This window comes from Sandarakinorhabdus glacialis (assembly GCF_014643455.1).
GTDB lineage: Bacteria > Pseudomonadota > Alphaproteobacteria > Sphingomonadales > Sphingomonadaceae > Sandarakinorhabdus > Sandarakinorhabdus glacialis.
This window is the reverse complement of record NZ_BMJM01000010.1, coordinates 42,698-68,001: the sequence shown is the minus strand read 5'-3', so window position 1 is coordinate 68,001 and position 25,304 is coordinate 42,698. Positions and strand designations below refer to the sequence as shown.

Annotated in this window: 26 protein-coding genes; 12 read left to right on the top strand and 14 right to left on the bottom strand. The window is 66.7% G+C overall.

Annotated elements, in window-relative coordinates; all coding sequences use genetic code 11:
• Positions 1 to 4: 4 nt before the first annotated feature.
• Genes IEW98_RS13160 through alr form a run of 5 tightly spaced genes read right to left on the bottom strand, consistent with a single transcriptional unit; the run spans position 5 to position 3,915 of the window.
• A complete protein-coding gene (locus tag IEW98_RS13160) occupies positions 5 to 754 on the bottom strand; it encodes an anti-sigma factor (RefSeq protein ID WP_188763458.1) in 750 nt (249 codons plus the stop codon).
• The gene (locus IEW98_RS13155; protein ID WP_243450759.1) at positions 751 to 1,329 is read right to left on the bottom strand and encodes a sigma-70 family RNA polymerase sigma factor; all 579 of its coding nucleotides are present in this window, start codon (positions 1,327 to 1,329) and stop codon (positions 751 to 753) included. Before IEW98_RS13155 ends, IEW98_RS13160 begins: the two co-directional genes overlap by 4 nt.
• Positions 1,326 to 2,084 (bottom strand): ABC transporter ATP-binding protein, encoded by a 759-nt coding sequence (locus IEW98_RS13150; protein WP_188763456.1) that lies wholly within the window; start codon positions 2,082 to 2,084, stop codon positions 1,326 to 1,328. Before IEW98_RS13150 ends, IEW98_RS13155 begins: the two co-directional genes overlap by 4 nt.
• Positions 2,081 to 2,878, bottom strand: coding sequence for an MlaE family ABC transporter permease (locus IEW98_RS13145; protein ID WP_188763454.1), 798 nt, complete (start codon positions 2,876 to 2,878; stop codon positions 2,081 to 2,083). The genes IEW98_RS13150 and IEW98_RS13145 overlap by 4 nt, the downstream gene beginning before the upstream one ends.
• Positions 2,875 to 3,915: an alanine racemase gene (gene alr / locus IEW98_RS13140; protein WP_188763452.1), complete on the bottom strand. Its 1,041-nt coding sequence runs from the start codon at positions 3,913 to 3,915 to the stop codon at positions 2,875 to 2,877. Before alr ends, IEW98_RS13145 begins: the two co-directional genes overlap by 4 nt.
• 122 nt (positions 3,916 to 4,037) lie before the next feature.
• Here alr and IEW98_RS13135 point away from each other — a divergent pair, with 122 nt between their 5' ends.
• Positions 4,038 to 4,256 carry a hypothetical protein gene (locus tag IEW98_RS13135; RefSeq protein WP_188763451.1) on the top strand — a complete coding sequence of 73 codons (219 nt, stop codon included), beginning with the start codon at positions 4,038 to 4,040 and terminating at the stop codon, positions 4,254 to 4,256.
• Positions 4,257 to 4,339: 83 nt separating this feature from the next.
• On the opposite strand, the gene IEW98_RS13130 is transcribed toward IEW98_RS13135, so the two are convergent.
• The 5 genes from IEW98_RS13130 to trmB form a co-directional block, all read right to left on the bottom strand.
• A complete protein-coding gene (locus tag IEW98_RS13130) occupies positions 4,340 to 5,275 on the bottom strand; it encodes a ribose-phosphate pyrophosphokinase (protein ID WP_188763449.1) in 936 nt (311 codons plus the stop codon).
• Between the two features lie 67 nt (positions 5,276 to 5,342).
• The gene (gene mutT, locus IEW98_RS13125; protein ID WP_243450764.1) at positions 5,343 to 5,705 is read right to left on the bottom strand and encodes an 8-oxo-dGTP diphosphatase MutT; all 363 of its coding nucleotides are present in this window, start codon (positions 5,703 to 5,705) and stop codon (positions 5,343 to 5,345) included.
• A 122-nt stretch (positions 5,706 to 5,827) separates the two neighbouring features.
• Positions 5,828 to 7,252, bottom strand: a complete 1,425-nt coding sequence (locus IEW98_RS13120) for a M48 family metalloprotease (RefSeq protein WP_243450758.1) — start codon at positions 7,250 to 7,252, stop codon at positions 5,828 to 5,830.
• A gap of 141 nt (positions 7,253 to 7,393) precedes the next feature.
• Complete coding sequence (locus IEW98_RS13115; RefSeq protein ID WP_188763447.1) at positions 7,394 to 8,383, bottom strand: acetyl-CoA carboxylase carboxyltransferase subunit alpha; 990 nt, start codon at positions 8,381 to 8,383, stop codon at positions 7,394 to 7,396.
• A gap of 32 nt (positions 8,384 to 8,415) precedes the next feature.
• The gene (gene trmB, locus IEW98_RS13110) at positions 8,416 to 9,132 is read right to left on the bottom strand and encodes a tRNA (guanosine(46)-N7)-methyltransferase TrmB (protein WP_188763446.1); all 717 of its coding nucleotides are present in this window, start codon (positions 9,130 to 9,132) and stop codon (positions 8,416 to 8,418) included.
• A gap of 108 nt (positions 9,133 to 9,240) precedes the next feature.
• On the opposite strand from trmB, the gene IEW98_RS13105 reads away from it, so the two are divergent.
• From IEW98_RS13105 to IEW98_RS13065, 9 genes are all read left to right on the top strand, one after another.
• Positions 9,241 to 9,684, top strand: a complete 444-nt coding sequence (locus tag IEW98_RS13105) for an SUF system Fe-S cluster assembly regulator (RefSeq protein WP_308785504.1) — start codon at positions 9,241 to 9,243, stop codon at positions 9,682 to 9,684.
• A 41-nt stretch (positions 9,685 to 9,725) separates the two neighbouring features.
• A complete protein-coding gene (sufB, locus tag IEW98_RS13100; protein ID WP_188763517.1) occupies positions 9,726 to 11,207 on the top strand; it encodes a Fe-S cluster assembly protein SufB in 1,482 nt (493 codons plus the stop codon).
• On the top strand, positions 11,204 to 11,617 hold the full coding sequence (locus IEW98_RS13095; RefSeq protein WP_188763444.1) for a hypothetical protein: 414 nt from the start codon (positions 11,204 to 11,206) through the stop codon (positions 11,615 to 11,617). The genes sufB and IEW98_RS13095 overlap by 4 nt, the downstream gene beginning before the upstream one ends.
• Positions 11,617 to 12,357 (top strand): Fe-S cluster assembly ATPase SufC, encoded by a 741-nt coding sequence (gene sufC / locus IEW98_RS13090; RefSeq protein ID WP_188763442.1) that lies wholly within the window; start codon positions 11,617 to 11,619, stop codon positions 12,355 to 12,357. Before IEW98_RS13095 ends, sufC begins: the two co-directional genes overlap by 1 nt.
• Entirely contained in the window at positions 12,354 to 13,097 is a 744-nt protein-coding gene (locus tag IEW98_RS13085; RefSeq protein ID WP_188763439.1) for a SufD family Fe-S cluster assembly protein, read from the top strand. The genes sufC and IEW98_RS13085 overlap by 4 nt, the downstream gene beginning before the upstream one ends.
• Before the next feature lie 2 nt (positions 13,098 to 13,099).
• Entirely contained in the window at positions 13,100 to 14,320 is a 1,221-nt protein-coding gene (locus IEW98_RS13080) for an aminotransferase class V-fold PLP-dependent enzyme (protein ID WP_188763515.1), read from the top strand.
• Complete coding sequence (locus IEW98_RS13075; protein ID WP_371870778.1) at positions 14,317 to 14,772, top strand: DUF59 domain-containing protein; 456 nt, start codon at positions 14,317 to 14,319, stop codon at positions 14,770 to 14,772. The genes IEW98_RS13080 and IEW98_RS13075 overlap by 4 nt, the downstream gene beginning before the upstream one ends.
• Complete coding sequence (locus IEW98_RS13070) at positions 14,772 to 15,134, top strand: HesB/IscA family protein (protein ID WP_188763436.1); 363 nt, start codon at positions 14,772 to 14,774, stop codon at positions 15,132 to 15,134. Before IEW98_RS13075 ends, IEW98_RS13070 begins: the two co-directional genes overlap by 1 nt.
• 183 nt (positions 15,135 to 15,317) lie before the next feature.
• Positions 15,318 to 15,593 (top strand): hypothetical protein, encoded by a 276-nt coding sequence (locus IEW98_RS13065; protein ID WP_243450757.1) that lies wholly within the window; start codon positions 15,318 to 15,320, stop codon positions 15,591 to 15,593.
• A 188-nt stretch (positions 15,594 to 15,781) separates the two neighbouring features.
• Here the strand turns inward: IEW98_RS13065 and IEW98_RS13060 are convergent, their stop codons facing one another.
• Together IEW98_RS13060 and IEW98_RS13055 are read right to left on the bottom strand one after the other, a co-directional pair.
• On the bottom strand, positions 15,782 to 16,330 hold the full coding sequence (locus IEW98_RS13060; protein ID WP_188763432.1) for a SixA phosphatase family protein: 549 nt from the start codon (positions 16,328 to 16,330) through the stop codon (positions 15,782 to 15,784).
• Positions 16,327 to 19,071 (bottom strand): ATP-dependent DNA helicase, encoded by a 2,745-nt coding sequence (locus IEW98_RS13055; protein WP_188763430.1) that lies wholly within the window; start codon positions 19,069 to 19,071, stop codon positions 16,327 to 16,329. Before IEW98_RS13055 ends, IEW98_RS13060 begins: the two co-directional genes overlap by 4 nt.
• Before the next feature lie 155 nt (positions 19,072 to 19,226).
• On the opposite strand from IEW98_RS13055, the gene IEW98_RS13050 reads away from it, so the two are divergent.
• Positions 19,227 to 20,810: a lysine--tRNA ligase gene (locus tag IEW98_RS13050; protein ID WP_188763428.1), complete on the top strand. Its 1,584-nt coding sequence runs from the start codon at positions 19,227 to 19,229 to the stop codon at positions 20,808 to 20,810.
• Positions 20,810 to 21,562 carry a hypothetical protein gene (locus IEW98_RS13045; RefSeq protein WP_188763426.1) on the top strand — a complete coding sequence of 251 codons (753 nt, stop codon included), beginning with the start codon at positions 20,810 to 20,812 and terminating at the stop codon, positions 21,560 to 21,562. Before IEW98_RS13050 ends, IEW98_RS13045 begins: the two co-directional genes overlap by 1 nt.
• Before the next feature lie 276 nt (positions 21,563 to 21,838).
• Here IEW98_RS13045 and IEW98_RS13040 read toward each other — a convergent pair whose 3' ends face one another.
• Positions 21,839 to 23,671, bottom strand: coding sequence for a DUF885 domain-containing protein (locus IEW98_RS13040; protein WP_188763424.1), 1,833 nt, complete (start codon positions 23,669 to 23,671; stop codon positions 21,839 to 21,841).
• 161 nt (positions 23,672 to 23,832) lie between these two features.
• Positions 23,833 to 25,101: a metal-dependent hydrolase family protein gene (locus tag IEW98_RS13035; protein ID WP_188763422.1), complete on the bottom strand. Its 1,269-nt coding sequence runs from the start codon at positions 25,099 to 25,101 to the stop codon at positions 23,833 to 23,835.
• Positions 25,102 to 25,304 lie beyond the last annotated feature (203 nt).

Below are 25,304 nucleotides of genomic sequence, written 5' to 3'. Positions count from 1 at the left end.
CGGCCTAGATCGCGCTCAGCTTCCCCGTGGCGATCACAGGGCCGGTAGGCGTGCCCGTGGGCGAACCACCGCGTGGCTCGACGGAGATGGCGAGCGTGGCGCCGGGCTGCAAGCCCTCGAGGCGCTGCGACGAGATCGCATAGGCGTTGCCCTCGGTGATATCGACGATGCCAAGCGAGCGTGGCGGCTTCTCGCCCTCGATGACCCAGAGCTGGACGTCCTTGTCGGTGGCGCGGGCCTCGCCTTCCCTGGCGGCGGGGGTGATGACCACAGCGCCGCGCAGGGCATCATAGGCCGCCGAGAGCAGGGGTTCGCCGTTTTCGCCGGAGAGCGAGGCGACAAGGATTTTCGGTGGCGTGCCAAGAGCGGGCGGCGTCTCGCCATGGGTGGCCAGGGCAACGACGGCGGCGGCGGTGCCGGCCAAGGCGAGGCCACGCCAGAGCGCGAGGCTGTTCCACCAGCCGCTGCTGGCGGGTGCGCGGGCAATAGCCGGGCGGGGGGGCAATTCGGCGTTGATGGCCGCCCAGACGCTCGCGGGGGGCGGTACCGGGGTGGTATCGTCGCCAAGAGGGGACAGGGTCTCTTGCCAGACTTCGACCAAGGCGCGGAAACCGGGATCGGATCGGAGCCGCCGCTCGGTGTCGCGCCGTTCGGCGCGGCCGAGAGCGCCGATGGCATAGTCCATGGCAAGCTGATCGTCGGGGGAAACGCCGGGGAACATGTCGTAGGGGCCCAGATTCTCGTCTGCGCTCATTGCGCATGCTCCGCCATCGACAACTTCATGCGCAGCAGTCCGCGGCGGACCCAGCTTTTGAGGGTGCCGACGGGGATGCCTTCGCGGACGGCGAGACTTTCGTAGGTCAGGCCCTCGAAATAACAGCTGCGAATGGCGGCGGCATGGCGCGGTTCGAGATCGGCGAGGGCGGCGTGGATGCGGCTGGTGTCGCGGTCGGCATCGATGCGGGCATCGGCAAGCGGGGCCTCGTCGCGGACATCGGCGGCTTCATCGAGGGGCGCCGACGGGCGGCTGCCGCGGGCGCGCAGCCGGTCGATGGCGCGGTTGCGGGCGATGGTCGCGGTCCATGTCACCGGGCTGGCGCGCGCGGCGTCGAATTCAGCCGCCTTTCGCCAGATCGTCACATAAACCTCCTGAAGAACATCCTCGGATTCGCCGCGTTCAACCAAGATACGCAGTATGATGCCATATAGTTTAGCAGATGTGCGATCGTAAAAGTCGCGGAATGCTGCAGTGTCGCCGTCGGCTGATCGAGCCAGGAGTTCGACAAGGACAACGCTGCCGTTCGAGGGGGGCAAACCGTTGCGGCTCACAGACTGTGCAATTGCATCTTGATCGGCCCTTCTGCTCGGCCATTAACGAATTGGTCGACATATGGGTTCCCTGCCGTATCGATCTCGGCGCGGGGGCCGTGCCAGATGATCTTGCCCTGGTAAAGCATGGCGACCTGGTCGGCGATCTTGCGGGCGCTCGCCATGTCGTGGGTTATGGTGAGGGCGGTGATCCCGAGATCGGTGACGAGGGTGCGGATGAGGTCGTTGATGACGTCGGCCATGATCGGGTCGAGGCCGGTGGTGGGTTCGTCGAAGAACAGGATCTCGGGCTTGGCGGCGATGGCGCGAGCGAGGGCGACGCGTTTCTGCATGCCGCCGGAGAGTTCTGACGGGCGCAGGTCGGCGACGTCGGCGCCGAGGCCGACGCGGGCGAGATTGTCGATGGCGGCGGCGCGGCGTTCCCGCGCAGGGCCGGAAAGTGCGAAGCTGATGTTGCGCCAGATGGGGAGCGAATCGAAAAGGGCGCCGCCTTGGAAGAGCATGCCGAAGCGCGCCTGGTGATCGGCGAGGGCGCGGCCACGAAGCCCGGTGACCTCGCGGCCGTCGACGGTGATGCTGCCCGATTCGGGTCGGATGAGGCCGAGGATCGACTTGATCATCACCGACTTGCCGGTGCCCGAGCCACCGATGATGACCATCGATTCGGCGGGGGCGATGGACAGGTCGACGCCATCAAGGACGACCTTCGCACCGAAGCGCTTGCGGACGTTGGCGAGGGCGATCTTGGCGGTCATGAGCCGAAGACAATGACGGTGATGATGAGGTTCGACAGCAGGATGAGGATGAAGGCCGAGACGACGGCGTTGGTGGTGGCGCGGCCGACGCCGGCTGCTCCGCCTGAGGAATGGTAGCCGTGGTAGCAGCCCATCAGCGCGATGAAGAAGCCGAAGACGGCGGCCTTGACCATCGAGGACATGACATCGTCGAGCTTGAGGTAGTTGGCTGTGGTGTTTAGATATTGGGCGGAGTTGAAGCCGAGCCGCTGGGTGGCAAGGAGCCAGCCGCCCATGACGCCCAGCGCGTTCGAGACCAGCACGAGGACGGGCATGACGAGGACGGCGGCGACGATGCGCGGCGCGACGAGGTAGCGGAAGGGGTCGGTGCGCAGGGTGGTGAGGGCGTCGATCTGCTCGGTGACGCGCATGGTGCCGAGCTCGGCGGCCATGGCGCTGGCGACGCGGCCGGCGACCATCAGGCCGCCGAGGACGGGGCCGAGTTCACGGACGATGCCGATGACGGTGACGGCGGGGACGGTGGCGGCGGCATTGAAGCGGGCGCCGCCGATGTAGATCTGCTGGGCGAGGGCGGAGCCGGTGAACAGCGCGGTGAGGCCGACGACGGGGAGCGAGAAATAGCCGATGACGAGCATCTGTTCGAACAGCTGGGCCGGGTAGTACGGTGGGCGGACGAGGCGCGACAGGGCGGTGCCGGCGAAGCGGGTCAGCCGGCCGATCGAGCCGAACAGGCCGATGACGACGGTGCCGAGGGCGATCAGCGCGTGCGCGAAGGTGGTGAAGAGGCCGGTCATCTATAAATGCGGGCATAGCGGGCGCCGAGGCCGGTAAGCAATTCATATTCGCTGTGGCCCGATGCAGCAGCGGTTTCGGCGAGGTCGAAATCGATATCGAGGAAACTGCCCTCGGCGACCTGGGGGGCGTCGGTGACGTCGAAGATGGTCAGGTCCATCGAGACGCGGCCGACAAGGGGGCAGGGGATGCCGGCGACATGGGCGCGGCCGTGGTTCGACAGGGCGCGGGGGTAGCCATCGGCATAACCGAGCGCGGTGGTGGCGAGGCGGGTGGGGCGGGCGGCGGTGAAGGTAGCGCCGTAGCCGACGCAGGCGCCGGGGGCGATGTCGCGGATTTGCAGGATGCGGGCGGACAGCGCGGCGACGGGCTGGAGGGGCATGATGCCGGGCGATTGGCCGCCGCCGTAGAGGCCGATGCCGGGGCGGGTGAGGCCGAGGTGATAAGGGGCGCCGAGGCCGATGCCGGCGGAGTTGGCGAGGGCGAGGCGGCGAGCGGGGATTTTGCTGCAGATTTCGGCGAAGGTGCGGCGCTGGGTTTCGTTGAGCTGGTGGGCGCGGTCTTCGGAACAGGCGAGGTGGCTGTGGAGGGTGTGGATTTCTAGGTTGTCGAGCAGGCCGGAAAGGGCATCGGCGGGGGCGAGGCCGAGGCGGTTGAGGCCGGTGTCGATCATCACGTCGCATGGGCGGCCGGTGGATTTCCAGGCGGCGACTTGCGCGGGGGTGACGAGGACGGGGACGGCGTTGATGGATAGGGCGAAGGGAATGTCGGCGGCGTCGGCGCCGTGGAGGACGGCGAGGCGGACGCCTTGCGGGAGGAGGCCGAGCGCGGCGACTTCCTGCCATTGGGCGACGAACAGATCGCGGCAGCCGGCGGCGGTGAGGGTGTCGGCGACCTCGCGCGCGCCGAGGCCGTAGCCGTTGGCCTTGATTGCGGCGCCGCAGTCGGCGGGGCCGCTCGCGGCGGCGAAGACGCGCCAGTTGGCGGCGAGTGCGGCAGTGTCGACGGTGAGAAAGGCGTTGGGGGGAGGGGTCTGCATCGGTGGTCGGGCTTAGCGGGCGGGGGCTGGGCTGTCACGTTGAGGATGGTTGTTAATGAGGGTGAAAGCGTTATCTTCCTATAACGAATGCAGGCGGATGACCGCCGTTTTTGGACATTGTGATGAAGACGAAGATTGTTCTTGCTACGCTGATGATGGGCTTTGGCATGGTCGGTGCTCCGGCGCTGGCGCAGGCGCCGCGGCCGGATACCGAGTTTTGCGCCAAGGCGCGCAAGGCCGATCCGGGCGGGATTTGTACGCCCAAGGGTGAGTATGTGACGGCTTCCAAGGTTTATTTGCCGGATGGGCGGGTTGTTGCTCGGACGACTGGGGGGGAGTAGGGCGCGTTCTGGGAGGGGGGACACCCCCACCCGGGCCGCCGAGAGGCGTCTCTCGCCTCCCCCCTTGAGGGGGAGGGCAAGAATTAGTCGAACAATGAGCTGACTGAGCTTTCTTCGCTGGTGCGGCGCATGGCTTCGGCGAGGAGCGGCGCGATGGTGATGCGGCGGATCTTGTTCGCACCGCGGACCGAGGCGACGGCGGCGATCGAATCGGTGATGACGAGTTCGGTGAGTGCCGAGCCTTCGACGCGGGCGACGGCGCCGCCGGACAGGACTCCGTGGGTGACATAGGCGGTGGCACCTGTGGCGCCGGCCTGGATGAGGGCGGCGGCGGCGTTGCACAGGGTGCCGGCCGAATCGACGATGTCGTCGACCAGCACGCACATGCGGCCGCTGACATCACCGATGATGTTCATGACCTCGGATTCGCCGGCGCGTTCGCGGCGCTTGTCGACGATGGCCAGCGGGGCGTTGCCGAGGCGCTTGGCGAGCGCCCTTGCCCGCACCACGCCGCCGACGTCGGGGGAGACGACGACGATGTCCTGCCGGGCGAGGCGCGATTCGATATCGGCGGCGATGACCGGGGCGGCGTAAAGATTGTCGGTCGGGATATCGAAGAAGCCCTGGATTTGGCCGGCGTGGAGATCGACCGAGAGGACGCGGTCGGCGCCGGCGACGGTGATCAGGTTGGCGACGAGCTTGGCCGAGATGGGCGTGCGCGAGCCGGATTTTCGATCCTGCCGGGCGTAGCCGAAATAGGGCACGACGGCGGTGATGCGCTTGGCCGAGGCGCGGCGCAGCGCATCGATGCAGATGAGCAATTCCATGAGGTTGTCGTTGGCGGGCGCGGCGGTCGGCTGGACGACGAAGACATCCTCGCCGCGAACGTTTTCGTGGATCTCGACGAAGATTTCTTCGTCGGCGAAGCGGCGCACCGAGGCGCTGGTCAGCTTGAGATCGAGATAGCCGGCGATGGCCTGGGCCAATTCGGGATTACCGTTTCCGGCGAGTATCTTCATGTACGGTGCGCCCCTGCAACTTGGGTGGGGCCATAGCCTCGCTGTCACGCGCCCGCAACATGACTCGTTACAGCGCGCGGCCGGCTGGTCGCATAAATCGGCCGAGCGCGGCGATGACGGGCAGGTCGGCGGGCGGCATCGGGAGAGCGGCGAGGTCGTCGTAAAGCGTCCAGACGAGCGGCTGGCCCTCGCGGCCATGGGCGGTGCCTGACCATCTGCGGCAGGCGTGGACGGTCATCACCAGGATGAAATCGGGGTAGTCATGTTGCACGACGACCAGCGGCACCAGGTCGGCGATGGCGACGTGGATGCCGAGTTCCTCGTCAAGTTCGCGGACCAGTGCCGCCTCGGGGGTTTCGCCGGGCTCGATCTTGCCGCCGGGAAATTCCCATAGCCCGGCGAGCGATTTGCCGGTGGGGCGCTGTGCCATCAGGATGCGGCCAGCGGCGTCGATCAGCGCGGCGGCGGCGACGTTGACGGTGCGCCCCACCGCGGCTGGTGCGGTCACCCCTGCCGCGGCGGCGGCGCTCACCCCTGCCGCGGCGGCGGCGCTCACCCGCGCACGATCAGCTTGACGCGGGTACCGGGCTGCAGGCGATCATCGGCTTCGAGGCCGTTGAGGATGGTGAAGCGCGCGACCTGGTTGTCGGCATAGGCCATGCGCGCCGCCATGCTGGCGATGGTATCGCCGGGCTTGACGGTGACGACATCGACGCGGCGGCCCCGGATGGCGCCGGCTTGCACCGGGGTGAGGCGGCGGACCGATGTCACCATCGGTTCGAAGGTCGCGGCGCTGCCGCCGGGGGCGAGCATCAGCAGGTGATAATAGCGATCGGGGCCCCAGCGATAGACGGCAAGCGTCGCGTCGACGGTGCCGTTGCGGCTCTCGACGTGAGCCTGGCTGACGCGGGCCTCGATGCCGTTGACGGTGGTGGCGCGGGGTTGCGGGGCGGTCGCACCGGCGGCCTGCCAGACCTTGGCACTGTAGCTTTCGATATCGGGCGCAGTGCCGCCGGCGAACTGGAATTGCCCGGCGCCGGGCTTGATGCCGATAACGGCGGCCGGGGAGTTCTGCATGGTGAAGCCGGCGGGTGCATCGAAGGCGATGCCGAGCGGGCCGTGGCGAAAGCTGCGACCCTCGATGATGCCCTGCGCCGGGTCGTCGTCATAGGCCATGCCGTCGATGGCGTTGAGGAAGGCGTCGCGGTTGGTGGCACGCTGGCCCGTCGTGGCGACCTTCGCGGCCTCGCGGCGGATGCGGGCGACGCGCTCGGCATTGGCGGGATGGGTGGAGAGCCAGCCGACCTGCTTGTCGTTGCGCCCCGCGAGGCGTGCTTCGAGGCTGGTCTGGGCACCGAGTTCGGCGAGGATGTCGCCGCTGGCGAACGGGTCGTAGCCGGCCCGGCTGAGATAGCGGACGCCGAGGCTGTCGGCCTCGCGTTCCTGGTCGCGCGAATAGCCCAGCGTATAGGCCTGCGCCCCGGCGCCGGCGAGGCTGCCGACGATGTTGGAGCCGCTGATGGCGCCGGCCAGCCCGGCAAGCACGCTGGCCAGCCCCGAGGCGCGCTCGCGCTTGCGGCCGTGCTGCGCGGCGACGTGGCCGATCTCGTGGCCGAGGACAAAGGCCAGCTCGGCTTCGTCGTTCATCAGCGCGACGAGCTGCCGGGACACATAGACATAGCCCCCGGGGATGGCGAAGGCGTTGTTCACGTTCGAATTGAGCAGGGTGACGGTATAGTCGCGCGGGTTGGCGGCGAGGCCCGATTGCGCGGCGATACGCTGGCCGACGGCGCGGACATAGGCGGATTGCGGACCGGGATAGACGCCGCCGAACTCGGCGATGAGCTGGGGGTTGACCTTGGCGCCCTCGGCACGCTCGGCGGCTGAGAAGCCGGGGGCCTGGGCGCTGGCGCCGACGGCGAATATCGCCGCCGTGGCGGCGAGGAGAAGGGCGATGTGTGGTGTGATTGGGTGCATGAGGATGTCTAACGCTTTGCGGGGCGGTTGGATCATGGGTGCTTTTCGTCGACGGGGGGACACCCCCAGGTCCGCGAAGACGCGTCTCTCGCCTCCCCCGTTGACGCGAAGGCGTCGCCTACGGCTGAGGGGGAGGACAAGTTAGAGGAGGCGGCCCATTTCTACGAACTTGTTGCGGCGGTCCTTGCGCAGCGCAGCGGGGTCCATCGCGAGGAGGGGCGTGAGTTCGGCGGTGATGGCCATCGACAGCGCGGCGATGGCGGCGGGGTGGTCGCGGTGGGCGCCGCCCAATGGCTCGGAAACGATGGTGTCGATGACGCCGAGCTTCCTGAGGTCGGTGGCGGTGACGCGCATGGCCTCGGCGGCTTCGGGGGCGTGGCTGGCGGGGGCGACGGGGGCGTTTTTGGCGCCGGTGGGGACGGGCTTGGCCGCGGTGCGCCACAGGATCGAGGCGCAGCCTTCGGGGGTGATGACGGCGTAGATGGCGTGTTCGAACATGATCAGGCGATTGGCGGCGGCGAGGGCGATGGCGCCGCCGGACATGCCTTCGCCGGTGATGGCGGCGATGATCGGCACCGGGCTGTCGAGAAAGACCTGCGTCGACCGGGCGATGGCCTCGGCGACGCCGCGTTCCTCGCTGTCGATACCGGGATAGGCGCCAGGCGAATCGATGAGGGTGATGACCGGCACGTTGAACCTGCCGGCCATTTCGACGAGGCGGATGGCCTTGCGATAGCCTTCGGGGCGACCCATGCCGAAGTTGTGCTTGACGCGGGAAGCGGTGTCGTTGCCCTTTTCCTGGCCGATGACCATGACCGGGATATCCTGGCCGCGCAGACGGCCGATGCCGCCGATGATGGCTGCGTCCTCGCCGAAGGTGCGGTCGCCGGCGAGCGGCGTGAAGTCTTCGACCAGTGACTTGACGATATCGGTGAAATGCGGCCGCGACGGGTGGCGGGCGACCTGGGTTTTCTGCCACGGAGTCAGGCGCGCATAGGTTTCGGCCATCAGCCGGCGGGCGGCGCCGTCGGCATGCCGGGCGGCGGCCTCGTCACCGGCGGCGCGATAGTCCACCGCGCGCGCCTGGATCGCCGCGAACGGCTTTTCGAATTCGAGAATGGCGAGTGTCACGGTGCGTGGCCTAAAGCGCCGCGCGGCGCTGGTCAATCGACCGTCGTTAGCGATGTGCCGGTCCGGCGGTAGCGGAAATACCAGACCTCGTGGCCGAGGCGGCGGGCCTTGGCTTCATAGCGGGTCTGCGGCCAGTCGTCGGGGCGGACCTGCCAATCGGCAGGGGTTTCCGCGAGCCATTCGAAATCGGCGGTGCGGGCCATCTGCATCAGTGCCCAGCGGCAATAGACCGGGTGATCGGTGCCGAGGCGGAATTCGCCGCCGGGCTTGAGGACGCGGGCGACCATCGCCAGCGGGCCGGGGTTGACGAAACGGCGGCGGGCGTGGCGGAGTTTTGGCCAAGGATCGGGGTGGAGCAGGAAGACCTTGTCGACGCTGGCTTCGGGCAGGCGATCGAGCACGTCGAGCGCGTCGCCGTTGTGGAGGCGGATGTTGGTGAGGCCGTGTTCCTCGATCTCGATGAGGGCGCCGACGACGCCATCGAGGAAGGGTTCGGCGCCGATGATGCCGACCTGGGGGTTGGCGCGGGCCTGGCCGGCCATGTGCTCGCCGCGGCCGAAGCCGATCTCGAGCCATAGGGGCCGGTCGTCGCCGAACAGGATTTGCGGGGTGAGGGTGCCGGCGTCGGGGAGGATGAGGCCGGGGAGGCGGTTTTCGACAAGCGCGGCCTGGCCGATGCGCAGCTTGTGGCCGGTGCGGCGGCCGTAGAGGCGGCGGGTGGTGGCGGGATCGGTCGCGATAGGGCTCATGGCGGGGGCATAGGGGAATGTGGGGGCGAGCGGAAGTTGGGCGTTGACTTGGCGCGTGGGCTTCCCACATAAGCCGGACGAAATTGCTCCACTTTAGGAGGATCGTCCTTGATCCGGCTGACCAACCTTGCCGATTATGCCGTGGTCGTGATGACCGCGGCGGCGCGTGTGCCCGATGCGCGGCTGTCGGCGGCGCGGGTGGCGGAGGTAACGTCGATCCCGGTGCCGACGGTGGCCAAGCTGATGGGAACATTGGCGCGGGGCGGGTTGTTGACGGCGTCGCGCGGTGTTGCCGGCGGCTTTTCGCTGGCGCGGGCGCCGGGCGAGATCAGCGTTGCGGCGATCGTCGAGGCTGTGGATGGACCGATTGCGTTAACGAACTGCCTGACCGGCGAAAGCCAGGATTGTACGATGGAGGGCCATTGTGCGGTGCGCGGGCATTGGGGGCCAATCAACCGCGCCGTGCGTGATGCGCTGGCGGCGGTGAGTCTGGCGGATTTATTGATGCCTGTGGCGGCGGTTGCTGCCGTGCAGGTCGAGGTGATGGCATGACTGACGATAGTGGTTCGATGGCGGCTGAGGCGGCGTTCGCAATGGCGCAAGAGGCGCCGGTGCAAGATGCGGAAGCCCGCGCCGCGGTGGCCGACCTGGCGACGTACAAATGGGGCTTCATTTCGGATATCGAGTCCGAGATGGCGCCGAAGGGGCTGAACGAGGACACGGTTCGCTATATTTCGGCGAAAAAAGGCGAGCCGGCGTGGCTGCTCGAGTGGCGGTTGAAGGCGTTTCGGCGCTGGTTGACGATGGAGGCGCCGGATTGGGCCAAGCTCGATCTGAAGCCGATCGATTACCAGGACGCCTATTATTACGCGGCGCCGAAATCGAAGCCGACGATCGGGTCCTTGGACGAGCTGGATCCCGAGATTCGCCGGACGTACGAGAAATTGGGGATTCCGATTGCCGAGCAGGAGATGCTGGCCGGCGTTGAAGGCTCGCGTCGGATTGCCGTCGATGCGGTGTTCGATTCGGTGAGCGTGGCGACAACCTTCCGCGCCGAGTTGGAGAAGGCCGGGGTGATCTTCCGGTCGATCAGCGAGGCGGTGAAGGAATATCCCGACCTGGTGCGCAAGTGGCTGGGTAGCGTAGTGCCGCAGCATGATAACTTCTTTGCGTGCCTGAATTCGGCGGTTTTTTCGGATGGGACGTTCGTTTACATTCCCGAAGGCGTGCGCTGCCCGATGGAGTTGAGCACGTATTTCCGCATCAATGCGGCGAATACCGGGCAGTTCGAGCGGACGCTCATCATCGCCGAAAAGGGTTCGCATGTGTCGTACCTGGAAGGGTGCACGGCGCCGATGCGCGACGAGAACCAGCTGCATGCGGCGGTCGTCGAATTGGTGACGATGGACGATGCCGAGATCAAATATTCGACGGTGCAGAACTGGTATCCGGGCGATGCGAACGGTCTGGGCGGGATTTATAATTTCGTGACCAAGCGGGCGAACTGCCTGGGCAAGCGTAGCAAGGTGAGTTGGACGCAGGTCGAGACCGGGTCGGCGATTACGTGGAAATATCCGTCGTGCGTGCTTTCGGGAGAGGATTCGGTTGGCGAATTTTATTCGGTGGCGGTGACGAATAATCGTCAGCAGGCCGATACCGGGACCAAGATGATCCATCTCGGCAAGGGCACGCGGTCGACGATCGTGTCGAAGGGGATTTCGGCGGGACGGTCGCAGGGGACGTATCGCGGGCTGGTGCGGGTCGCGGCTTCGGCCGAGGGTGCGCGGAACCATACGCAGTGCGATTCGCTGCTGCTAGGGTCCGAATGCGGGGCGCATACGGTGCCGTATATCGAGGTGCGCAACCCGTCGGCGATCATCGAGCATGAAGCAACGACGTCGAAGATTTCCGAGGACCAGCTGTTCTATGCGCAGTCGCGTGGGCTCGATGCCGAGGCGGCGGTGGCGTTGATCGTCAATGGCTTTTGCAAGGAAGTGCTGCAGCAACTGCCGATGGAATTTGCCGTCGAGGCGCAGAAGTTGCTGGGGATTTCACTCGAGGGGAGTGTCGGGTGATGCGGCGTTTGCTGGTTTTAGCGGCGTTCGGGCTGGCGGCTTGCAACCAGGTGCCGGCGCCTCGCGTCGATAGCGAGGGCATGGCGGCGCAGAAGGTAATGGATGCGGCGACCACGGTCTATGCCGAGTGTATTTCGGGGCACGCGGCGGCGATCCCGGTAGGTGACGAGGCGGCTGGATCGCTGGCGCTTGGCATCCTGAAGACCTGCAAGGCGGCGCGTGACGATCTGTTGGTCAAGGTCGCGAAATTTCGCCTGATCGGGCATCCCAAGGACGGACAGCCGATGGCGGACGCGGTGGCGGAAGCTTCGGTTCAGGCGATCGACGATGAATTGCGCGGCAACGCGGTGGTGACGATCGTCAAGCGCCAGACGGCGGCGGCGACGGTAAAAACGGATACGAAAATCTGATGTTGAAGATCGACAATCTGCACGCCGAAATCGACGGCAAGGAAATCCTCAAGGGGCTGACGTTGAACGTCGGCGCGGGCGAGGTCCATGCCATCATGGGGCCGAATGGCGCGGGGAAATCGACGCTTTCGTATGTGCTGGCGGGCCGCACCGGGTACGAGGTTACGGCTGGGTCGGTGACGTTCGATGGCCAGGATCTGCTGGCACTGGCGCCGCATGAGCGAGCGGCGGCGGGGGTGTTCCTCGGATTGCAGTATCCGGTCGAGATTCCGGGCGTTTCGAACCTGATGTTCCTGCGGACGGCGCTTAATGCCCAGCGGGTTCAGCGCAGCGAGAAGGAAGCTTCGGGCGCCGAGTTCATGAAGCTGGTGAAAGCGGCGGCGGGCGAGTTGGGGCTACCGTATGAGATGCTCAAGCGGTCGGTGAACCAGGGGTTCTCGGGCGGCGAGAAGAAGCGCAACGAGATGGTGCAGATGGCGGTGCTCGAGCCCAAGCTGGCGGTGCTCGACGAGACGGATTCGGGGCTCGATATCGATGCGCTGCGGGTGGTTTCGGACGGGATTAACCGGATGCGGTCGCCAGACCGGGCGACGCTGCTGATTACGCATTATCAACGGCTTCTGGACTATGTGGTGCCTGATTTCGTGCATGTGCTGGTCGATGGACGGATCGTGCGGACCGGCGGTGCTGAGCTTGCGCATGTGCTGGAGCGTGATGGTTATGTGAGCATTGCGGCATGAGCGCGTTGCCGACCCGAAGGGATGAAGCTTGGCGGTATAGCGACCTGGCGTCGGTGGCGCGGGTGTGGCCGGTGGCTTCGCCAGAGCTGATATTGGTGGCGGCGGGGACGCGGGTGACGCGGTTGCTGGTACAGGATGCAGCATCGGATGCGGTGGCGGTTCATGATTTTGCGGTGACGGTCGAAGCTGGGGCGAGCCTCGATTTTCGGATCGTCAATTCGGGCGGGTCTTATGGGCGGGTGGCGCTCGATGTGGCGTTGCATGAGGGTGCCGTTTTCGATCTTGGTGGGATCATAATTGGCGGAAATACGCAGAATCTGGAGATTGTGACGACGGTGCGGCACCTGGGGCCGGCGGCGGTCAGCCGGCAAGTCGTGCGGTGCGTCGTTGGCGGCAGTGCAGTCGGGACATATCTCGGCAAGGTGGCGGTGGCTCGCGAGGGTCAGAAGACCGATGCGGCGCAGTCGTTCAAGGCGTTGCTGCTTGAGCGTGGGGCGACGGCGAATGCCAAGCCCGAGCTCGAGATTTTTGCCGATGATGTGAAGTGTGCGCATGGCGCGACGGTTGGGGAACTCGATCGTAACGCATTGTTTTATCTGGAAAGCCGCGGTGTCCCGCCGGTACAGGCGCGGGCTTTGCTGATGCGGGCGTTCTTGTCGGATGCCCTCGAGGGCATGGACGAGGGCGAGCGCGAAGCGGTCGAGGTGTTGGTGACGGATATTCTGGCGGGTGCCTTGTGAACGTGACTGTGGCGCTTCCCGTCGCCGCGAGCCGGAAGGATGATTTTCCGGGGTTGGCGGGGAATTGGGCGTATCTGGATACAGCGGCGACGGCGCAGAAGCCGCAGGTTGTTATCGATGCGATAGCAAAGGCTTATGGGCCGGATTATGCGACGGTGCACCGCGGCGTCTACGAGCGTTCGGCGACGATGACGTTGCGTTTCGAGGAAGCGCGCGAGTCAGTGGCGCGGTTCATCGGGGCGGCTTCGGCGAGCGAGATCGTGTTCGTGCGCGGGGCGACCGAGGGCATCAACCTGGTGGCGCAAAGCTGGGGCCAGCGGCTGGTGGCGGGCGACCGGATATTGCTTTCGGCGTTGGAACATCACAGCAATATCGTGCCCTGGCAGTTGCTCAGGGACCGGACGGGCATCGAGATCGATGTGGCGCCGCTGACGGTGGATGGCCGGATCGATGTCGATGCGCTCGAGGCGTTGCTGACGCCGCGGACGAAGTTGGTCAGCATCGCGCATGTTTCCAATGTGTTGGGCAGTGTTGCCGATGTGGCGCGGATTTCGCGGGCGGCGCATGCGGCTGGCGCTTTGGTGCTGGTCGACGGTTGCCAGGCGGCGGCGCGGATCGTGATCGACGTGCAGGCGCTGGGCGCTGATTTCTATGTCTTTTCAGGGCACAAGCTGTACGGCCCGACGGGTATCGGGGTGCTGTGGGGGCGTGCCGACCTGCTTGACTCGATGCCGCCCTGGCAGGGCGGCGGGGCGATGATCGAGACGGTGAGTTTCGAGAAGACGACCTATGCGCCGCCGCCGCAGCGGTTCGAGGCCGGGACGCCGCATATCACCGGGGTTATGGGGCTGGCGGCCGCGATCGACTATGTGCAAGCTATTGGGATTGAAGCGATTTCTGCGCATGAGGCGACTTTGGTCAAGGCGGCGCGGGCGGCGTTGTCGCGGATCAATTCGGTGACCTTGTTCGGGCCGGACGATTCGGCGGGCATTCTTTCGTTCGCGATCGAGGGGGTGCATCCTCATGACATCGGCACCATATTGGATGAAAGCGGCGTTGCCATTCGCGCCGGGCATCATTGTGCACAGCCGTTGATGAATGTGCTTGGTGTGCCGGCGACGGCGCGGGCAAGTTTCGGTGTTTACAACGACTTGGACGATGTGGCGCGGTTGGCGGCGGGTGTCGAGCGGGTCACGCGGATCTTTGGGACGGGAAGTAAGTGATGAGCGAGCGCAGCTTTTCGGTCGAGGAAGTCAGCGAGGCGGCGCCGGTGGACAAGGCGCCGCCGCTGCGGGCGATGGCCGAGCGGAATCCGGATTACCTCGAGGGGTTCTTGGCCAAGGCGCCCGAGGTGACGCCGGCCGATGCGCCGGGGGGCGAGCTTTATGACGAGGTCATCTTGGCTTTGCGGCAGATCTTCGATCCGGAAATTCCTGTGAATATTTATGACCTTGGCCTGATTTACGGGGTCGAGATCGACAATGGCCATGCCAATGTGACGATGACGTTGACGACGCCGCACTGCCCGGTGGCGGAGACGATGCCGGGCGAGGTCGAACTGCGGGTGATGAGTGTTCCGGGGATTGCTTCGGCCGAGGTCAATCTGGTCTGGGATCCGGCTTGGGATCCGAGCAAGATGAGCGACGAGGCCAAGCTCGAAATGGGAATGTTGTGATGGAACAAGCAGTTACGGCTCGCCGTCCGCGTCCGGCGCCGATTACGGTGAGCGATGATGCGGCGCGCCGGATTGCCGAGATCATCGCCAAGGCGCCGGGCACGCCGGCCGGGGTGCGGCTGACGACGCCCAAGCGTGGGTGCTCGGGACTGGCGTACAGCCTTGATTATGTTGACGCGGGCAAGCCGGGCGACGAGGCGGTGGCGACGCCGGGCGGAACCTTGTTCATCGATGGCGGGTCGCTGATGTATCTGATCGGCAGCCGGATGGACTGGAAGGAAGACGATTTCGCTGCCGGGTTTGTTTTCGAGAATCCCAATTCCAAGGGGAGTTGTGGTTGCGGTGAGAGTTTCACCGTCTGAGGGCGATTTGCGGGGATTTCGGAGGCGTTCCGGGCTAGTCGGCGGCCCGGTTGGAGATGGTCGGCGGGTTATTTTTACCCTTGAACCGGGCTTTTCAGGTATTTGGCGGGGATGTCGGCGGACATTGCCGCGTTTGGGGCGCCGTTTGGGCTGGGTTCAGGCCCGCGGTGTATGGATGTTTGCATGAAATTCTGGGTTTTGCCTTTGGGGCTTTTGCTGGCCGGGTGCTTGAGCACGGTGGCGACGATCGTGACCGCGCCGGTCAAGATTGTCGGTGCCGGGATCAATGTTGCGGTGGATTCGGTGACGACGACGCAGAACGAGTCGGATGAGGATCGCGGGCGCGCGGCGCGCAAGCGGGACGAGGCCGAGGCCAAGGCGGCGAAGGCTGCCGAGAAGCAGGCGCGGAAGGACGCGCAGGAGCGGTTGAAGCGGGATATGGAGATGGCGCCTTATTAGGGGGCGTGTTGGGTTGGGCGGCAGACTCACCCACCCCCGGCCCCTCCCTTGAAGAAGGGAGGGGGGCAGGAAGCAGGGACCCTCCCCCGACCCCTCCCTGAAGAGGGAGGGGGGAAGTGGAGTAAGATACCCCTCCCGGGCCGCGCAAGGGCGCGTCTCTCGACCTCACCCGCAGGGGGAGAGGTGATTTATTCGTCGGGGCCTAAGGTCGGGTCGAGGTCCCTGGGTCGGATGAAGTGGGAGAGGACGGCTTGGCCGCCGTCGATTTTCGACCAGGTGTCGATATCGAGGTCGAGGCGGGCGAGGGTGGCGGTGGGGTATTTGATTTCGGCTTCGTGGCGGTTGCGGCTGCCGGGGGGGACGAGTTCGAGGAGGAGGTCCTCGAGGCCGGGGTTGTGGCCGATCAGCATGGCGTGCTGGTGGTGGTCGGCGAAGCCGGCGATGAGTTCGGTGAGGGTGGCCGACGACGCCAGATAGATGCGGGTTTCGTAGATCGGGGCAAGGCGGGCGCGCATGCCGGTTTCGACGCCGTCGATGGTCTGGCGGACGCGGACCGCCGGCGAGGCGGCGACATGATCGAAATCGGGCATCTCGGCTTTTTCCTGCGCCTTGCGCAGCCATTTGCCGATGGTGGCGGCGGCAGTCCGGCCGCGGGCGTTGAGCGGGCGGTCGAAATCGCGCAGCAGCGGGTCGTCGTAGCCCGATTTGGCATGGCGCAGCAGTGTCAGCGTTTTCACTCGCGCTCCCCGGAAGCGTTCGGACTGTCGGTATTCGCCACTTCAATGGTGGGCGCTGACGGATTCGTAAAGCCGTGTTGGACGATCTTCACCGCCTCATCGAGGCTGACTCGGTCGATCGGGGTACCGGGGGGAAAGGCGGCGAGCAGCCGGGTCGGGACCGCCGGGCCGATGAGGACGAAGGTGCCGCGGTCGTCGGCGCGGCGGATGAGGCGGCCGAAGGCCTGGGCGAGGCGGCCCATGGTGACGCGGTCGTCGTGGAGGGTGCCGCCATTTGCCGCGCGCCTTGCGGCGTGGAGGACGGTGGGGCGCGGCCAAGGGACGCCTTCCATGACGACGAGGCGGAGCGAGGCGCCGGGGACGTCGACGCCATCGCGGAGCGCATCGGTGCCGAGCAGCGAGGCGCGGGGTTCGGCGCGAAAAATGTCGACAAGGGTGCCGGTTTCGATCGGGTCGACGTGCTGGGCGTAGAGCGGCAGGCCGGCGCGGGCGAGGGGATCGGCGATGCGGGCGTGGACGGCTTTCAATCGGGCGATGGCAGTGAACAGGCCGAGGGTGCCGCCGCCGGCTGCCTCGATCAGGCTGCGATAGGCGTGGGCGAGGGCGGGCATGTCGCCGCGTTTTATGTCGGTGACGATTAGCACGCGGGCGTTGTTGGCGTAATCGAACGGGCTGGCGGCGGCGAAATGGCTGGCGGCGAGCGAGAGGTGGCTGGCGCCGGTGCGGGCGTCGGCGTCGGACCAGCTGTCGACATCGGCGTCGACTCTAGAGCGCAGGGTAGCCGAGGTGACGAGCACGCCGTGCGCGGGTTCGAGGACGGCGCGGGCGAAGGGGCGCATTGGGTCGAGCCAGTGGCGGTGGATGCCGATATCGAGCTCGCGGCCCTCGATGCGGGCCAGCGCGAACCAGTCGACAAAGGCCGGGTCGGCGGCGCTGCCGAGGCGGGCGAGCAAGCCCGTCCAGGCGGCGATGGTTTCACAGCGCAACCGAAGCCCGGCGGCGGCGCCTTCGGTGCGGGCGCGGCCCTGGCCGTCGAGCCAGTCGGGGGGATCGTCGAGCAGCGCCTTGAGCCGGGCTTCGAGGGTGGCCATCGGGCCGGCGAGTTTGGCGAGCGCGAGGGCGGCGGCGGCGGCGGCTTCGATGACGTCGGGCAGGACCTCGGCGACTTCGGTTTCGAGGCCGTAGCCCGCATCGGCGTTGCCCTTGCCTTCGGCGCGGGTGAAAACCTGGGTGCGGACGGCGGCGAGCAGGGTCTCGATGGGGCCTTCGGGGGTGCCGGTGGTGATGCGGGCGAGCCAGCCTTCGGCGGGGAGGATTTTCGCCGCGGCGATGACGCGGTCGATGGCGTCGGCGCCTTCGTCGTCATAGCCGCTGAGTTCGGCGAGGCGCGCGGCCAACCCCCGGCGGCGGCCCTTGGTGGCGCGGTCGGGGCCGAGCAACCAGTGGCGCAGCTCGACGGCTTCGCGGCCCGACAGTTCGACGGCGAAGGTGGCGTCGGCGGCGTCGAACAGGTGATGGCCCTCGTCGAAGACCATGCGGGTCATCTGGACGCCTTCGGCGCGGCCGCGAACGGCATTGATCATGACGAGGGCGTGGTTGGCGATGACGAGGTCGGCCTGTGCCGAGGCGCGGGTGGCGCGTTCGATGAAGCAGATGCGGTAGTGCGGGCAGCCGGCGTAGATGCATTCGCCGCGGCGATCGGTGAGGCCCGAGAAGCTGGTGCGGCCGAACAGCGCCGGCAGCCAGCCGGGGAGGTCGCCGCCGACCATGTCGCCGTCGCGGCTGTATTCGGCCCAGCGCGCGGCGAGTTGCGCGAAGACCTGCGCGCGGTTGGAGAAGCCGCCTTGCACGGCATCCTCGAGATTGAGCAGGCAGAGGTAGTTCTCGCGGCCCTTGCGGACGACGACTTTCTCGCGCTTGGCGGCGGGGTCGGGGTAGGCGCGCGCGGCTTCCTGGTCGAGCTGGCGTTGCAGCGCCTTGGTGAAGGTGCTGAGCCAGACGGTGCCTTGGGCGTCCTGCGCCCAGGCGGCGGCAGGGGCGAGATAACCGAGCGTCTTGCCGATGCCGGTGCCGGCCTCGGCGAGGACCATGTTGGGCGCATGAGGCGTGCGGCGCGGCTGGAAGGCGGCGCCGGCGGCGCGGGCATAGGCTTGCTGGCCTTCGCGGATTTCCGAGCCGGTGCCGAGCATGTCGGCGAGGCGGGTGTCGATCGCGGGGTCGGTGAGGGCGATGGTGCGCGGGGCGGGGCGCGGGGCGGCTTCTTCCCATTTGGGCAGGGTCGTGAAGACCGAGCGTTCGGGGGCGTCGGGCTTGCGGATGCGGCGGGCAAGGGGCGCGGTCCAGGGCCAGCGTTGGCGGGCGAGCGATTGCAGGATGGACCAGGCGCCGTGGCGGTGGGGCCATTGAGGGTCGTCGGCGGTATCGAGCAGGGCGGTGGCGGCGCGGGCGAGGAAGCCAGCGTCGGAGTCGCTGGTGGGCGGGTCGATGTTCAGCGCAGTCGCCAAGCCTCGGGGCGTGGGAACGGCGAATTTTGCGGGGTGGATGAAGGCGAAGAGCTCGAGGAGGTCGAGGCCGGCGAGCTCGGGGTAGCCGAGGCGACTGGCGATGACGGGGGCGTTGAGGAGGAGGTGGGGGGTGTCGGCGGCGCGGCGGATGGCCTCGCCGCGGGACAGGGTGATGGTTTCGCCGTTGTGGGTGATCCAGACGCCGGCGTGGGTTGCGGTGAGGGCGGGGGGCGTCATGGGTGGGGGTGGGCCGCTGTGCCGGGAGGAAGATACCCCCACCCCGCTCGCGCGAGGGCGCGAGTCGCCCTCCCCGCAGGGGGGAGGGAGGTAGTGGGTTGCGCCTGGGGCGGTTGGTTGTCAGAAACCATCGGGTTAGTGACTAGCGGGAACAGATGAGCAACGCCACCGAACTTCGTGCTGCAGCACTCGAAAACAAGGCTTGGCCGTATGAGGAGGCGCGCAAGATCTTGGCGCGGTATCCGGATGGCTTTCCTGACAAGGGCGTGATTTTCGAGACGGGGTATGGGCCTTCGGGGTTGCCGCATATCGGGACGTTCGGCGAGGTTGTGCGGACGACGATGGTGCGGCGGGCGTTCGAGGCGATGGCGCCGGGGGTGAAGACGCGGCTGATTGCGTTTTCGGATGACATGGATGGACTGCGCAAGGTGCCCGATGGGATCCCGCAGCCGGAGTTGCTGCAGGCCAATTTGGGCAAGCCGTTGACGGTGGTGCCGGATCCGTTCGGGACGCATGATAGCTTCGGGGCGCATAACAATGCGCGGCTGCGGGCGTTTCTCGACGGGTTCGGGTTCGAGTATGAGTTTTTGTCGTCGACGGAATGCTATCGGTCGGGGATGTTCGATGCGGTCCTGCTGAAGATTTTGGCGAACTATGAGGCGGTGATCAATGTGATCCTGCCGACCTTGGGGCCGGATCGGCGGGCGACGTATTCGCCGTTCTTGCCGATCGATCCGGTTAGCGGAATTGTCTTGCAGGTGCCGATCGTCGACCGCGATGTGGCGGCGGGGACGGTTTCCTATGTGCGGCCGGGGATCAATGAGACGGTGACTGTTCCCGTCACGGGCGGGGCCTGCAAGCTGCAGTGGAAGGTCGATTGGGCGATGCGCTGGGTCGCATTGGGCGTCGATTATGAGATGGCGGGCAAGGATCTGATCGATTCGGTGCTGCTTTCGGGGCGGATCACGCGGGTGCTGGGGGCGGAACCGCCGGCGGGGTTCAATTACGAGCTGTTCCTCGATGCCGAGGGGCAGAAGATTTCGAAGTCGAAGGGCAATGGCCTGACGATCGAGGAGTGGCTCGATTATGGGCCGCCGGAGAGCCTTGCGCTGTATATGTTCCAGTCGCCGAGGAAGGCCAAGCGGCTGCATTTCGACGTGATCCCGCGGGCTATCGATGAATATGGCGACTTCCTGGCGAAGTATCCGGGGCAGCCGATCGAGCAGCAACTCGGAAATCCGGTTCATCATGTGCATGAGGGGATGCCGCCGGCGGTGGATTTGCCGATCAGTTTCTCGTTGTTGCTGAATTTGGCTTCGGTGGCGGCGACCGATGATCCGGCGAAATTATGGTCGTATGTGGCGCGGCAGGCGCCGGGGACAGGGGCGGCGACGCATCCGGCGCTCGATCGGCTGGTGCATCATGCGGCGCGGTATGCGCGAGATTTCGTGGTGCCGGGGTTGCGGCGGCGCGCGCCGGATGCGCGCGAGGCGGCGGCGCTGCGCGATCTCGATGCGCGGTTGGCGGCCGTGGGAACTGGCGCGGATGCGGAGGCTTATCAGTTCGAGGTCTATGAGGCGGGCAAGGCGGCCGGTTTCGAGAATCTGCGGGACTGGTTCAAGGCGTTGTACGAGACCCTCATCGGAAGCGCGCAAGGGCCGCGTATGGGATCGTTCATTGCCTTGTACGGGCTGGACGAGACGCGGGCGCTGATTGCGGAAGCCTTGAAGGATAGCTGATGCGGGTATTGATGGCGGCGTTGTTGCTTGGTGGGGCGAGCCCGGCTTTTGCCGATGCGGCGGCGTCGTTCAATGCCGGAAAATGGGCTCAGGCGACAAAGGAAGGCCGCGCCGAGGCGACGCCGGACAGCCTGGTGCTGGCCGGGCGCGCGGTGCTGACGCAGGCAGGCTATGGCACGAGTGACAAGCGCCAGGCGCTGGCGATGGTGGTCGAGGCCGAGGGCGATTTCGATGCGGCGCTGGTGAAGGCGCCGGCCGATCCGGGGGCGTTGTTCCAAAAGGCGGTTGCGATCGGGTATCGTGCCAAGCTGACCAAGTCCCCGGGGCTAGGCAAGGATTGCCGGGTGCGGTTCGAGGCGTGGCGTGCGGCGCATCCGCAGATGGCCGAGGGCTGGGCGGCGGTGGCGGGGTGGAACGCCGGGGCGATCTCGACGCTGGGGAGCTTCATGGCGAAGGCGGTGCTGGGGGCGAAGCCGGCCGAGGTCGAGCCGGGATTCGCCAAGGCGCGGGCTTTGGCGCCGACGAATCCGGTGCATCGGACGGTTTATGCGCTGGCGATGATGGATCTGGACAAGGGCAATGCGGCGAAGGCGGCGGCGGTGTTGCAGGGCGTGGGGCAGTTGCCGGCGCGGGATGGCTATGAGGCGTTGATGCGGGCGCAGGGGGTGCAGCTGGCGGCGGCGTTGAAGGCGGGGGATGCCAAGGCGGCGCAGGTGCTGGCGCGGCGGTTGCAGGCTTTTGGGGGGCTGTAGCGCAGGGCGGCCGGGCGCAGCGTAGCAGCGCACGGACTCGCCCAAGATCGGCCAGCGGGGCGGCGCGAGCGAAGCGCGGCGAACCCGTCCGACGTCGGCATGGGCTTTGCCCGTGCTTCTTGCTGGCTTTGTGGGTCGTTTTCGCTTGTGCCGGGGGGGCTCGGGACTGGACCCCAGCCTTCGCTGGGGTGACAGGTTTGTAGAGGTGGGGCTCTTCGTCGGCGGAGAAGGAACTGGGTCCCGGGTCTAGCCCGGGACGACAGCTTGTTGGGAAGGTCAGGCTTTCTTGGTGGCGATCCAGTCGTTGATCTTCTGTTCCAGCACCGCCATCGGCAGGGCGCCGGTCATCAGGACTTGTTCGTGGAACTGCTTGATGTCGAACTTGGGGCCGAGTTCCTTTTCGGCCTTGGCGCGGAGGCGGCTGATGGTGAGCTGGCCGAGCTTGTAGGCGAGGGCCTGCGACGGCATGGCGATGTAGCGTTCGACTTCGCTGGTGGCGTCGCTTTTGCCCATGGCGCTGTGGTCGAGCATGTACTGGATCGACTGGTCGCGGGTCCAGCGCTTGGAATGGAGGCCGGTGTCCACGACCAGCCGCATGGCGCGGAGCATCTCGTCGTCGTAGCGGCCCTGGAGCTGGTAGGGGTCCTTGAACATGCCGAGTTCCGGCCCGAGGCTTTCGGCGTAGAGCGCCCAGCCCTCGACGTAAGCGGTGTTGCCGCCGAAGCGCTGGAACGGCGGCAGGCTCTCGTTTTCCTGCGCCAGGCTGATCTGGAAATGATGGCCGGGGACGCCTTCGTGGAGGTAGAGCGTCTCGATGCCCGGCGTGGTGCGCGACGGCAGGTCATAGGTGTTGAAGTAGAAGACGCCGGGGCGCGAGCCGTCGGGGGTGCCGCCCTGGTAGCTGCCGCCGGCGTCGGTCTTTTCCTTGAAGGCGGGGACGGGGCGGATCTCGAGGCTGGTCTTGGGGATCGTCGAGAAGAGGTTGCCGACGACGGCGTCGACGCGCTTGCCGACGGCGTAGTAGCGGTCGGTGAGGTCCTGCTTCGACTTGGGCTTGAACTGCGGGTCGGTGCGGATGAATTCGAAGAATTCCTTGTTGGTGCCCTTGTAGCCGACCTGCGCCTTGACCGCTTCCATGCCCTTGGTGATGCGCGCGACTTCGGATAGGCCGATGGCGTGGATCTGGTCGGCAGTGAGGTCGGTCGTGGTGGTGGCGGCGATCTGGTATTTGTAAAGCGCGGGGCCGCCGGGCATTTCGGACAGGCCGGTGGTGCTGCGGGCGACGGGGAGATATTCGTTCTTGAGGAAGTCGCGAAGGCGGGTGAGTGCCGGGTTGACCTTGCCGCCGATCTCCGCGGTGTAGGCGGCCTTGAGCCGGGTCTGGTCGTTGGCCGAGAAGGTGGCTGGGAACTTGGCGACGGGCTTCATCATGACGGCCTCGTCGACGCCGGGGGCGAGCAGGTTGTTCAGCTGGTCGATGACGTTCTGGACGACGAGTTTGGGCTGGACGACGCCGGATTTCATGCCCTGGCGGAAGCGGACGATCGAGGCGTCGATGGCCTTGATGAAGCCGTCGGTGCGCTTGAGGCTGTCTTCATAGTCCTTGACGGTCTTGAAGGGGGCGGCGCCTTCGCCCGACGAGAGCTCGGGAAAGAAGGTGTGGAAGCCGGTGAAATGGTCGATCGGGCGGACGACGGTGGCGGCGAGAAGCGCCGGGTCGAAGCCCTTGAGATCGGTGCTGCGCTGCCATTTGAAAACGTCGTAGCTGACCTTGTCGTTGGCGTTGAGGGCGCTGCGGTCGATGGCGGCGAGGGCCTTGAGGTCGTCCTCGGCGGCTTTTTTCTCGGCGGCGAGATAGGCGTCGGAGATATAGTCGCCGAATTGATCGGCGCGGCGCATGTCGCCGCGGAACAGGCCCTGGATAGGGTTGCGGGCGAGGGTCGCTTCGTCGCTGTCGTTGAAGAGCTTGCGGAGGGTAGCGGCTGGGGTGTTCGCGGCTGGAGTTGCCGTAGGGGTTGCTGCTGATGCGGGCACGGCGGTTTGCGCCGCGGCAGGCAGGGCAAGGGCAGCGAACGCGGCGGCGAGGAGCAAAGCGGAACGATGACGCATGGGGAACTCCGGGATCAGGTGTGTAGCGGGTATAATACGGATTGGGTGTGGGGCAAGGGGGCGTTTTTTTGGGCGGGAGGGAGATGGGCCCCGGCCTTCGCCGGGGTGACGGCTAAGAAGAGACCGGGGTGACGGGTGAGGGGTGTCTGCCAGGAAAGTCCTCAGTCGATGACTTTGCCGCGGGCCATGACCCATTTCACCTTGGCGAGTTCGGTTGCGTCGGTGAGGGGGTCGCCGTCGACGGCGATGATGTCGGCGGCTTTGCCGGGGACGAGGGTGCCGGTTTCGGCGGTGATGCCGAGGAGTTCGGCAGCGCCGGAGGTCGCGGAGACCAGCACCGCGCGGGGAGTCATCTTGCCGTATTTGACCATCTGGGCGGCTTCCTCGCCGTTGCGGCCGTGTTCGTAGACGGCGCTGTCGGTGCCATAGGCGATGCGGACGCCGGCCTTTGTCGCCGCCTCCAATGCCTTGCCGCGCAGGGCGAGGGTTTCGCGGACTTTCTTTTCCACGGTCGGCGTGAAGATGCCCTTGCCGAGGCGGTCGTCGATGCCGACCAGCGCCATCAGGGTGGGGACGTACCAGGTGCGGTTGGCGACCATCGCCTTGATCGCGGCGGCGTCGGCGAAGGTGCCGTGCTCGATCGAATCGATGCCGTCGCGGGCGGCGGCCTCGATGCCGCGGGCGCCGTGGGCGTGGGCGGCGACTTTCAGGCCGAGGCCGTGGGCAGTCTGGGCGATCGCGGTCATCTCCGAGTCTGTGAAATGCTGGCCGAGGCCGCGGCCCTGCTGGCTGAGGACGCCGCCGGTAGCGGTGATCTTGATGACGTCGGCGCCGCGCTGCGAGGCTTCGCGGACGCGCGCGGCGCACTGGTCGGGCCCGGTGCAGGTGTTGCCCTGTGCGAGGGCCGCGTTGACTTCGGGGCGGTAGCCCGAGACGTCGCCGTGGCCGCCGATGATCGACAGCGCCGGGCCCGAGGCGAGGATGCGCGGGCCGGCGAACAGGCCCTCGTTGATGGCGTCGCGGACGGCGAAGGCGGTGAGGTTGGCCGAGCCGAGGTCGCGGACGGTGGTGAAGCCGGCGCGGGCGGTCTTGCGGGCGTTGGCGAGGCCGACGGCGACCTGGTGCTCGCTGGTCTCGATGGCCTCGTTCCAGAATGGCTTGTCGGGGTCGCCGGTGAGGTGGGTGTGGGCGTCCATCAGGCCGGGGAGGAGGGTGCGGGTCGATTGGTCGATGATCGTCGCGCCGGCGGGGATCGGGGCGGATGCGTCGTTGATCGCGGTGATGCGGCCGTTTTCTACGATGATGGTGGAGGCGCCGCGGGCGGGTTGGGCGGCGTCGGTGATGACGTGGGCGGCCTTGATGGCGATGATTTGCGCGGTTGCGGGCGTGGTGGCGGCGAGCAGGAGTGCTGCCAGGATCGGTTTTTGCATGGTGAGTTCCCCGGAATGTTGGCTTTGGTTAGCGGGTGATTGCGGGTTCGTTAAGGGCTTTATTTTGCGCGGGGAGACACCCCCACCCGGGCCGCGAAGGCGCGTCTCTCGCCTCCCCCCTCTAGGGGGAGGATTGCCGTTGCTTCGGAATTCTTGCATCGATGTAATAAGCTGCGAGTACAGGCGGCGCGATTGGCGGGTGG